The organism is Candidatus Hydrogenedens sp. (assembly GCA_035378955.1).
Classification (GTDB): domain Bacteria; phylum Hydrogenedentota; class Hydrogenedentia; order Hydrogenedentales; family Hydrogenedentaceae; genus Hydrogenedens.
This window is the reverse complement of record DAOSUS010000010.1, coordinates 25,841-36,680: the sequence shown is the minus strand read 5'-3', so window position 1 is coordinate 36,680 and position 10,840 is coordinate 25,841. Positions and strand designations below refer to the sequence as shown.

The 10,840-nt window shown below is 39.0% G+C and carries 8 protein-coding genes; 3 read left to right on the top strand and 5 right to left on the bottom strand.

Annotated features, from left to right (window positions below; translation table 11 throughout):
- Positions 1-71: 71 nt before the first annotated feature.
- A complete protein-coding gene (locus PLA12_03900; GenBank protein ID HOQ31639.1) occupies positions 72-1,889 on the bottom strand; it encodes a serine hydrolase in 1,818 nt (605 codons plus the stop codon).
- A 197-nt stretch (positions 1,890-2,086) separates the two neighbouring features.
- Between PLA12_03900 and PLA12_03895 the strand changes: the two genes are divergently transcribed.
- On the top strand, positions 2,087-3,103 hold the full coding sequence (locus PLA12_03895) for a sulfotransferase (GenBank protein ID HOQ31638.1): 1,017 nt from the start codon (positions 2,087-2,089) through the stop codon (positions 3,101-3,103).
- Between the two features lie 40 nt (positions 3,104-3,143).
- Here PLA12_03895 and PLA12_03890 read toward each other — a convergent pair whose 3' ends face one another.
- From PLA12_03890 to PLA12_03880, 3 genes are read right to left on the bottom strand one after another with little or no spacing between them, the layout of a single operon-like run.
- Complete coding sequence (locus tag PLA12_03890) at positions 3,144-3,869, bottom strand: glycosyltransferase family 2 protein (GenBank protein HOQ31637.1); 726 nt, start codon at positions 3,867-3,869, stop codon at positions 3,144-3,146.
- Positions 3,870-3,895: 26 nt separating this feature from the next.
- Entirely contained in the window at positions 3,896-4,936 is a 1,041-nt protein-coding gene (locus PLA12_03885) for a hypothetical protein (protein ID HOQ31636.1), read from the bottom strand.
- A gap of 54 nt (positions 4,937-4,990) precedes the next feature.
- Positions 4,991-5,545, bottom strand: a complete 555-nt coding sequence (locus tag PLA12_03880; GenBank protein ID HOQ31635.1) for a hypothetical protein — start codon at positions 5,543-5,545, stop codon at positions 4,991-4,993.
- 217 nt (positions 5,546-5,762) lie between these two features.
- Between PLA12_03880 and PLA12_03875 the strand changes: the two genes are divergently transcribed.
- Together PLA12_03875 and PLA12_03870 are read left to right on the top strand one after the other, a co-directional pair.
- A complete protein-coding gene (locus PLA12_03875) occupies positions 5,763-8,474 on the top strand; it encodes a carboxypeptidase regulatory-like domain-containing protein (protein ID HOQ31634.1) in 2,712 nt (903 codons plus the stop codon).
- 171 nt (positions 8,475-8,645) lie between these two features.
- The gene (locus tag PLA12_03870; GenBank protein ID HOQ31633.1) at positions 8,646-10,430 is read left to right on the top strand and encodes a glycosyl hydrolase family 28-related protein; all 1,785 of its coding nucleotides are present in this window, start codon (positions 8,646-8,648) and stop codon (positions 10,428-10,430) included.
- A 168-nt stretch (positions 10,431-10,598) separates the two neighbouring features.
- Here PLA12_03870 and PLA12_03865 read toward each other — a convergent pair.
- Positions 10,599-10,840, bottom strand: a 242-nt coding sequence (locus PLA12_03865) for a hypothetical protein (protein ID HOQ31632.1), incomplete at its 5' end; no start/stop codon positions are given.

Sequence of the window (10,840 nt, the reverse complement as noted above, 5' to 3'; positions counted from 1 at the left end):
TATCCGTCCCATCCGTCCCTTTTGTCCCATTCGTCCTATCCGTCCCATCCGTCCCATTTGTCTCATCCGTCTCATATACTCCATCCTCTCCAATGAAAATCCAGAATATTCCAATAATACAAAAGGAACAGGAAACCATAACAAGAAAGAAGCGATAACAAATCAAAGAACCTCTGCTTACTCCACTCTTTTAAGTTAAAGAGAAATCGAATAGTTGCAAGCATTGTTAGCAACAACAAAAAGAAAGGAATTCCCAAAAGGATAAAAAGCCCCAGAGGTGTTCCATAACCCAATGTTTGAGGTTTCAAGAATAAGAAAATATATCCTCCAAAACAAAGATTGTAAATAAGAAAGAAAAGGGTCAATAATTGAAGATAATTTATATTAAATCTAATAGATTTTTTACAGACCCATGAAGTAAAACACATTACCACAAAGCGAAGCCCAACTATCCATAAATTCATCAGATAAACTGCCGCACACGCAAAAAATACAACATACTGAAAAAGTTTCGTCTCCCAGAAATAAATCGGTTCATAAACATCGTTCCCCATTACAAGTTGATACGGTCTCTTTTGATAACTCTTTATGAAAGTTATTCTCGGAACACTTGCAACTTCCCCATTTGTATTTTTTCTACCCCATAACATATCTCCTATCTCTTCGACTTTCCACTCCCCGGATTGGAAAGCCAGATATTTCATCGTGAGGGTCTTCTCGGATGCATTTCCGCAGATATAGTATTCATGGGTCATTCCCGGAAGGAAAGTAGCCAACTTAAAATAGTCGCTTCTGCAATAACGATTATGCCGATAAAATCCTGTGATTTGGTGATAAAACGACTTATCAACAAATGAGGGATGTTTTCGAATATTTTCGACATTCCTCACAGGCAAAGAAAATTTTCTAATCAGTAAGGGAATTAATTCATTAATAAATGTATGTTCCCCTTTATTAATGGATATAAACAGTCCAAATCGTTCTTCAGGAATAATTAATGTATGGCTACTGAACCCCCAAGTTAACCCAGAATGTTGTAAGACTTTTTTCCCATTAATAAACCGTTCTTCCCAACAGCAGGCATAACCGGGCAGAAGTGGATGTAGTTTATATCGCGGCGTCTGCATTAATAAAACTGTAGAGGCTCGCAATAATGAATGATTTTTATACCTTCCTCCATTGAGCAAGGCAATTAGAAAATGAGAAAAGTCCTCTGCTGTTGTGCATAAACTGGAAGCTGGTGGTGTTTGTGCAAAATCCATTTTAATTACTTCAGACCTGCCCAGATATTCCAGATACGGTTTGGGAAGTTTTAAATCTTCAGGATAAGTTCCATCAAATCGGCTATTAGACATTTCCAGAGGTTCAAATAGATATTCCTTCATATAATCATTAAATTTTTTTCCAGAAACTTCCTCAATTATATGCCCTAACAAAGCAAACCCATGATTGGAATAACTAATAGCAGTCCCAGGCGGAAAAATTATGGGAGGTAACCTTCTTGACAAATATTCTCCCAACGGCAAAACATAATCTTTCGTTCGGGCACCCATACCTAAAAAACGGTCATCAAAGCCAGCCGTATGTGTGAGAAGATGATGAATGGTAATCGGCTCTGCAAAAGGATATGCGATTAGGAAATCGTTCATATATTGATTGACATCTACATCCAGGGATAGTTTTCCCTGCTCATAAATTTGTAAAATTCCTACCGCAGTAAAAAGTTTTGACAGTGAAGCAACAAAAACAGGTGTTTTCTTTGCATCCATAGGTTCATCAAGGTCAAATCCTAACTTACCGTATCCTTTCAAAACTACTGTATCCCCACACACGAAAGCAAGCACCGTCCCTGAAACATGATTTTTATCTAATAATTTTGGAACATGCACATCGAGGAATTAAACTATTCTCGTTTCTAAACTTGTATCTTCTGCAGAAACATTCCACAGCAAACACACAAACAGGCTCGTCAACACATATTTACTATAAAAGTTCCTATTCATAATTTTTTCTTTCTATAGATATGACATGCGAATGCTATATATTGTAAACTTTTAGTCTCTATGAATGGTAGGAGTTTTTCTATATGGAATATAAAATGGTATTTCTAATAGGTCCCCCGCGTTCTGGCACAACCATGTTAGAACGGATGCTTTCTTCTCACTCATTAATACAGGGAGGTCCCGAACCGCATATTTTGACACCATTAGCCCATTTGGGCGTGTGGGCCAAAGTGGATAAAGCCCCTTATGACCATATCCTTTCCGCAGAGGCACAAAAACTTTTCGTTCAGCAATTGCCCAACAAAGAAAATGATTATTGGAAAGCATGCCGCGCTTATTGCGATGTTCTTTATGGACAATATCTCATTGCAAAAGGGAATAAACGAATTTGTCTGGATAAAACCCCTGCATATTCTTTAGTCCTGCCCTTTATTGCGAAAGTGTATCCGGACGCAAAATACATTATTCTCACACGGCACCCTTTGGCAACTTTTTCTTCGTTTGCCAATTCATTTTTTGATGGGGATTATAAAGTTGCTAATGAACACAACCCTATCCTAAATCGTTATATCCCCGCTATTGCTGACTTTCTCCGCAAAAAGGAAGTAGATATATATCATATTCGATACGAGGAGCTCGTAAAGAAGCCCGAAGAACAATTCGAAAAAATATGTTCTTTCCTCGAAATTCCTTTTGAGGTTGAGGCTATTGACTATGGCAAATCAGAAGATGAAAATCGTCAACAGGGATTGGGAGACCCGTTAGGGGTTAAGCAACATACCCGCCCTACAACGGCTTCATTAAAAAAATGGGTTGAGGAACTAAGCACAGACCCCGATAAACTAACAATGATGCAGAACATTATAAATCAGATTGCAGATGAAGACCTTGTTATTTTCGGCTACCCCAAAGAAACTCTGTGGAAGCCAATGGAAGAAGCACAAGGGAAGAAAATTCAACCTAAAAGGCAAAAACTCAATCGTTACTTATTAGAACGGAAAGCGATTATTTTCCTTCGTTCTCAGGCGCGAAAACATGCATTCTTCCGCCGATGGCTGGAAAAATTACGACTGGCTTGTGATGTGCTTCTAAGAGAATAATATAAAGATAAAATGAGTGGGAAATTAGGCGTGTCCCTGTTTATTCCCCTCTACGAAGCACCCTTTTCTTCCACCAGAAAAGTCCTAAAATATCAAACAATGTCTTAAAAAGCCGCCCCGAAATGTTATATTTAGAAGTTCCATATTTTCGCGGATTGTGAGCAACAGGAATCTCTGCAACACAGAAACCTGCGGAATGCACCAAAAAAGCATAATAACGGTGAGAGCCATTGAAAGGAATAATATATTCTATACATGCCCTTCGCATTGCTTTTAAGGCACAACCTGTATCACGAACAGGGTTATCCAAAAGCCAGCGAATAATACGGTTTGCCTGTCGGCTAATCCAGGTGCGAAGCCAATCATCCTTCCGTTCCTCCCGATATCCTTGAACAAAATCTACTGTTTGTAATTTATCAAGCAATTTTGGAATGTCGTTCGGGTCATTTTGCAAATCACCATCCAGAATAATAATATATTCTCCTCGTGCAAATTTCAATCCTTTATACAAGGCATAAGATTGCCCCGAATTTTTCTTCAAACGAATAGGAACAATACAAGGATAAGAAGATTTTAATAATTCAATAACTTCTGGCGTTGAATCATTACTACCATCATCTACAAGAATGCATTCATAGTCTCCTTTAACTCTTTCCTTAAACACACGGTCTATCCCCTCTACCAGCAATGGGATATTTTCGGCCTCGTTATAGCACGGGATAATAACAGAAATAGAAGGACAGGATTTTATCTCTGATGTATTCACATAAATATTCCTATGAAAAATTTCGTTTATATGTTTATCACATCTAAATTGGGAATACTTGATTCCAGAGGAACCGTTTCCAAAGAACGGGCACCTAACAGCATAAGTTCATAACGAATGCGTGCCAGAGGTATTTCCTTATCATCAACACATAATTGAACACTAAATTCGGCAAAATTAGTTCCACGATTAATTGTTGGTTCATCTGCAAACAAATGTTTCTCTTTCAGATATTGTGTTATCTTTTCTATTGCATCAATAGGGGCATTAAAGAAAAGCAATACCCTTCTTTCTGCATGCATAGCACCATATAAATTCAAAAGGAACATATGGGCTATTTCATATTTATTTTCATACTCTTTCAAATCTTCACGGACATAAACGGCAGATTCCGAACGCAAAACTTCTTCTCCTATTTCAAGACCATAATTGCGAATCGCAGAACCTGACTGGGTTATTTCCAATCCGAAATCTACCGAACCTTGATAAACTTTGGCTTCTGTTTTTCCCCATGTTTCATAGATAACGATTCCCTGTTCAATCCGCGGAGGTGTCTTAAATTTCTGGATAGAAAAACTCTTAAATTTATCTGCCAACCCCAATAATTTACTTTTTTTCTGAAACCAATCTAATGCAATATACGGCATCTCAGCAACCATAGTAACCAATTGTTTCTGTTCCAATAAATCCCTGAACCACTCATCATACGAAATAGATTGGGGTCTATAAATAATCACCAGACGGACAGCACCGCGTCCTAAAGATAAAACTCGTTTCATTGGGCAGGACTGACTATATTCCATTTTCAATTCGAGTTCTCGCTCTAAAATCCAGTCATCACCCGCAATAGCAAGGTCTATTTCTCCAATAGACAATTGCGTCCCAAATTCCTGGGGTCTGCCATCCCATCCTACTAAAAAGGAATGTAATGGGAACGATGTCGGTCCCCCCTGGTCATAACCTTTTGTTGGGAAACCTGCATTTTTTAATAAGGTAACCAAATTCCCACCGCGATTAGGGTCTGCCAGAGAACCCGCAGGCATACCTATAACAAGTTTATCATTCATCTCCTTATTCCTAAGTTCTGTAAGGTTATTTTGTTATAAAAAAATTAATTTTCATCAAATCAAATCATTAATTTCTGGAGGCAATACCGAAGGATTCCGCTCCTGTTTCAGGTAGCCAATGGCAAAGGGATATAAAGCGATACTAAAAAGCACTCGCCCATATTCCCAAGAAAAATTAAACCAGCGTGCATATAAATAAAACCATAATAGTATACTGAAACCTAATGCTATAAAGAAACTCATCACAGCCATTCGTTTTATTCCTGCAGCCCAGGGTTTAAGTCCCGGTCGCGGTCTCCGCGATAGAAAAAAGCCTAATCCAAAAAGGATAAGTCCTATAAAATACAAACCCAGTTCCCCCCGGTCAAACCAATAAGTCCAATCCTCACTTCGCAATGGGTTTATGGCTAAAAACTGGTTAAAAACAATCCATTTTGCAATAGTTCCTGTAAACATAATAATCGCTCCCTCTAATTGCATTCGCGAAATACGCCCACGAATCCACCGACATTCCTTTATTGCACCTACAATCAGCAGAATGTAAACAAAAAATACAAGTAGCGAGATTATTACATCGCCACCATAAAAAAATACATAATAAATCATCATACTCATTACTCCTGCAAATTATTATATATTTCATATAATTTTTCATTATATCTTACATTATTGAAATGAAAGGAATAAAAAATAAAGAAACAAAATAATGTCAACTCTCGATTATATTTTGAAAAAACAAAAAAATGTACACAAAAGATAAAAAATGTGGTAATATATGGCAAACTTAAAACCTAAAACTAAAATCTTTTAGTTGAGGAGGAAAGCCATGAGTTATAAAAAAATGTTCGTACTGCTTTTGGGTGCTGTTATTTTGATTTCAGCACAAGGATGTAAACCTGTGGTTGTTGTGAGCATCAAGTCTCTGGACTTCGGTAGCACAGAAACACAAAAAACATTTGAGGTCTGGAATAAAACTTCAGGTAACATGGAATTTGAAATTACTAAAACAGCAAACTGGTTAACTGTAAACCCCGCATCGGGAACCAGTCAAGGTGCTTCTGATAAGAAAATAATAACTGTGACTGTTTCCCGTACTGGACTACAACAAGGGACATACTCCGATACTTTAAAAGTCAAATCCCCTCAGGATGGTGAAGAACTCGTTACAGTGAATATGACTGTAGGCGGAGGTCAAGAAGGAGAGCAAGAAGGAACACCAGAAGGGACTACCGAAGGCACCACCGAAGGAACCACCGAGGGTACCACCGAAGGAACCACCGAGGGTACCACCGAAGGAACCACCGAGGGTACCACCGAAGGAACCACCGAAGGAACCACCGAAGGAGAAGGTGAAGGGCAATCGGAACCCAATATCTCTATTACAGGTTGGATAAATGACACAAAAACAAATCCTATAGCATATGCAACCGTTGAATTGGTAAGCACAAGTTTTAAGGTATATTCCGACCAGCCTGGATTATATATGATAGAGAATGTTCCCAAAGGCTCTTATGTTCTTTCTGTTACAAAAGAGGGTTATGCTCCTTACAGTACAGAAGTTGAAGTTGGGGATATCCTGCCAGTAACAGTAAATGTTACCCTTGCAAAACAAATCAAAATTCAGGATGTCCCTAATATCGAAAATGGTGCTACGGTTATAGACCTGGAAGGAAACGGTATAAAGATTCCACCTAATTCCGTATTTGATGAAGCAGGGAACCCTGTTGTTGGACCTGTAGAAGTATATATAACTCCTTTGGATTTCTCTCAACCCAATGATATCCTGGCCTTCCCGGGAGGATTCCAAGGAGTGCCCGCATCAAAACAGGGAGAACGCGTTGATTTAGAATCTTTTGCTCTTGCCGACTTTACCATTAAGAAGGACGGGAAAGAAGTTTCATTAGATACTTCCGCAAAAGCAGATAACCCTGCTGAAATAACTCTTGACCTTCCGGATGATTCGCCCATGAATGCCGGTGAAGAAGTGCCATTATGGTATTTTGATGAAGAAAAAGGTATCTGGATAGAATCAGGCAAAGGAACAGTTTATAACGATGGAGGCAATAAATATTATAAAGCACCTGTTCAGCATTTAACATGGTGGAATTGTGACGCACCTATTACGGATAAAACCTGCATTCAGGGTTATATAAAAGACGATGAAGGAAAACCTGTAGCGGGTGCAGTAATCAAGGCAATTGGTGTCTCCTATAACGGAGTTACTATTGTATACTCCGATACTACAGGCTTCTTCTGCGTCAATGTAAAAGGAAATTCCACAGTTACGATTGAGGTGTATTTGCCCGGTTCGCAAATTCCTGTATACCAACAAAATTTCAATGCAAATACAGTCGGAAATTCTTGTGAAACAGATAATTGCATGGATATTGGTAATATTACTGCAGCATTTAATAGTTGCATTCAGGGAACAGTTACGGATAGTAACGGGAATCCTATAGGGAATGTGACTGTTCGTTCTTCCGCTGGAACCGAAGCCATTACGGATAGGTCGGGATATTATTGCTTGAAGGCTGTTGGTGGCGTTCCAATTACTGTATTTGTGATCGGTCGTCCATCGGTAACGGTTCTCAGTCAAACGAACACATCCTGCTCTGCAGGTGATTGTGCCGTTGCAGACATAAAAGTAGAATATCCCAAAGAGGATTCCTATGTCGGATTGATGAATGTTACCTTAAATAAACAATCCTACTTAACGAAAGTAACCCAATACTTAATTTCTCCCTCAGCAATCTTTGCTTCATTTACAGACAATCCTATATCTGTAGTTAATGACCAGTGCTCTGTTCATACCTACCAATATAACTTTTCACAAGAACAACATGGGAATGATAATCTTCCCCAAATTAATTGGACAGGACTTGACCCCGGCGCTCCCGGTTTGTTCCAGTCTGTAGACAAAGCCGTTGATTTGATTAGAATGTCCGATACCTATTTTCAAGAAATAGGGACGGTTCAACCGTGGATGTATTCTACTTTCATTTTGGATTATACAAATCCACTTTACACGACTAACGAACAACCCAATTTTGATGCTTCCTGGCCCGGTGGTTTCGATATTGGAGCATTTTCCGTTAGTGGACAGATTCCGCCTCAATTAGAAGTTACTTCTCCGGAAATAACACAAACATTATATGGTTCAACATTTGATTTCAATCCTGAGCAAGACATGAACATAGTATGGAATGCTCCGGAAACACCTGTTCCGGGAAGTTTTATTGAAGTAACTCTTTCAGGAACAAGTTATATTTTCAATGGAGATAGAGAGGTGGCTAATGTAGTTGTAATTAATTGCACCCTCATGGATGATGGGTCTCATGTAATTCCAAAAGAATTATTACAACAACTGCCTGTGGGTTCTATTAACCAACCTGCATTTTTCAATCTGACAATCTCTCGGTGTTATTTGCAAGAATTTCCTGTCCCATTAGTGAAAGGCGGCAATGGGAAATTCCTAGTCAATGCACAAACTATAGTAACAGCATATAAATCAACAAACATACCCATTCCTGTTAAATAAGGTATCGAATTTTAACTAAAAAACTACGCCCTGCCTTTGTTCGTAGGGCGTAGTTTTTTTATGCTCTATCTTACAACGATTATTTAACTACAAAATTTGAATTATCTGTTATAAGACATGTAATTTATAAAGCAAGTAAATAAAAATCTAAAATTTATAAGGATAAAACTTATGCGGTTTCTTTTAATAGGTATACTTCTTCTTTTAGTAGGGAATATAAAAGCAGATACCCAGTCTCCCTATGCTATTAATGTAACTGATTTTGGAGCAAAAAATGATGGCTCTGCCGATGCGACACAAGCATTTCAACAGGCGTTAGATAAAGCCGGTGAAATAGGAGGAGCGATTGTCCTTGTTCCCGCAGGAACATATAAAATTTTAGGCAATTTAAAAATCCCCGCGGGTGTAACATTACAGGGGACTTTTCAAACTCCTCCCACTTCCCATTATCCTAACAAACCGAATCTCGTAGGCTCTGTTCTTCATGCCTACGCAGGTAAAAACCAATCGGAAACAGAACCATTTATCACCCTCGCCGGTAATAATGCCACATTAGCAGGGTTTATCATATCCTACCCGGAATGGTCAAAAGAAATTGTTCCTCCCATACCCTATCCTCCTGCGGTTTACTCAAAGGGGACAACAGATGTTGCCGTATATGACTGCTGTATCATTAATCCTTATGAAGCACTCCATTTTCAGGACTCTGCCCGAATGATGATTCGAAATGTATTTGGATACCCATCTTTTCGGGGTCTATATATTGATGCTTGTTATGATATTTCCCGCGTAGAAAATTGTCATTTCTGGCCCTTTGGTGTTAATTACAATCCTAATGACCCCTATTGCCTTTGGATAAATGAAAATGGTGTTGCCTTTGAATTTGCCCGAACCGACTGGCAATATGTAACACATACCTTCTGCTTCGGTTATGGTGTTGGTTATAAATTTTCCCGAACAAAAAACGGTGCATGTAACGGTAGTTTTTTAGGTATTGGTGCAGACTGTTGTCGTCGTGCGGTATTGGTCGAGGATTTACAACCTTATGGTTTATTAATAACCAACGGTGAATTTGTCGGACGCTGGGAAAGCACAGACTCCGCTGGTATCGAAATACTTCCGGATGCAGGGCATGGGAAAATCAGTCTAAACAATTGTGCCTTTTGGGGACCCTTAGACCGTTGTATCTGGCATCGGAGTAATCAAACGCAATTAACCGTCATTGGCACTAATTTCTGGGAATGGGATATTAATAGTAAAGGGCATCCCGCTGTGCAAATAGACCGTGGAAAAATGATATTACAAGGGAACACATTCTCTTTAGGTTTACTTCATTCCGTAATTGGTAGAGATATTACTTCTGCCATCATTAGCGGGAACCAAGCCGAAGGAGGGCTTTATGTGATAAATTATGCCGGCAAAAAAACACAAATGGCTTTGAATGAAATGCCACCTGATTTACCTAAAAAAGATGCCCTCAAAAACTATATTTTGAATATAGGAAGTGTTGGAGACCGAAATTTCCTTAAGAATTGGCACGGAACCGAATCCGCACCTGAATGGAAAAAACCAGGGGCATCCAAACGCTGGACAAAACAACAATCGTTAATGAGAGTTCCCGTCTTGGTAGATAAGGAATATACGCTTACTTTAGATGCATACATACCTCCACAAGCAAAACACGCTGATAATACTATTTTAATAAACGATGAGCCTTTGCTTTCAATCGGTGATAAGGAAGGTTTTCAGAAAATTTCTGTAAAGATACCTCCACAACAACAAGATTTCATAATGATTGGCATTCGTTCCCATACATGGATACCCAAAGATTATGACCCGAATTCAAAGGATACCCGACAATTAGGTTTTGCCGTTAGCCAAATTCAGATGAAAACTCGTTTTGCTCCCAAAGAACCTTTTATCTTGAACAGACTATTTAGTTCAATACCCAAATAATAACCGAAATCCTTGAAAAGAGTTGCTTAGAACAAAATGCTTTATCCGTCACCACTAATGGAATGGGACACATGGGACGGATGAGACCGATGAGACAAATGGGACCGATGAGACAAATGGGAAAAGTTTTTGTTCACCCCCACTAAGAGTTGCTTAGAACAAAATGCTTTATCCGTCACCACTAATGGAATGGGACACATGGGACGGATGAGACCGATGAGACAAATGGGAAAAGTTTTTGTTCACCCCCACTAATGGAAGGGGACGGATAAGACAAAGATAAAAGACTTTATTCATCCCATCTGTCTTATCTCTCCCATTTCTCCCCTTCGCCTCATCTGTCTCATCCGTCCCATTTCTTCCCTTTACCTCATCCGTCTCATCTGTTCCATCCCTCCTCTCTATCTCAT

What these genes read in the sequence shown, in the direction of transcription:
- PLA12_03895 (HOQ31638.1), top strand. Translation starts at nt 2,087, where the DNA reads ATGGAATATAAAATGGTATTTCTAATAGGTCCCCCGCGTTCTGGCACA.
- PLA12_03885 (HOQ31636.1), bottom strand. Translation starts at nt 4,936, where the DNA reads ATGAATGATAAACTTGTTATAGGTATGCCTGCGGGTTCTCTGGCAGAC.
- PLA12_03880 (HOQ31635.1), bottom strand. Translation starts at nt 5,545, where the DNA reads ATGATGATTTATTATGTATTTTTTTATGGTGGCGATGTAATAATCTCG.
- PLA12_03875 (HOQ31634.1), top strand. Translation starts at nt 5,763, where the DNA reads ATGAGTTATAAAAAAATGTTCGTACTGCTTTTGGGTGCTGTTATTTTG.
- PLA12_03870 (HOQ31633.1), top strand. Translation starts at nt 8,646, where the DNA reads ATGCGGTTTCTTTTAATAGGTATACTTCTTCTTTTAGTAGGGAATATA.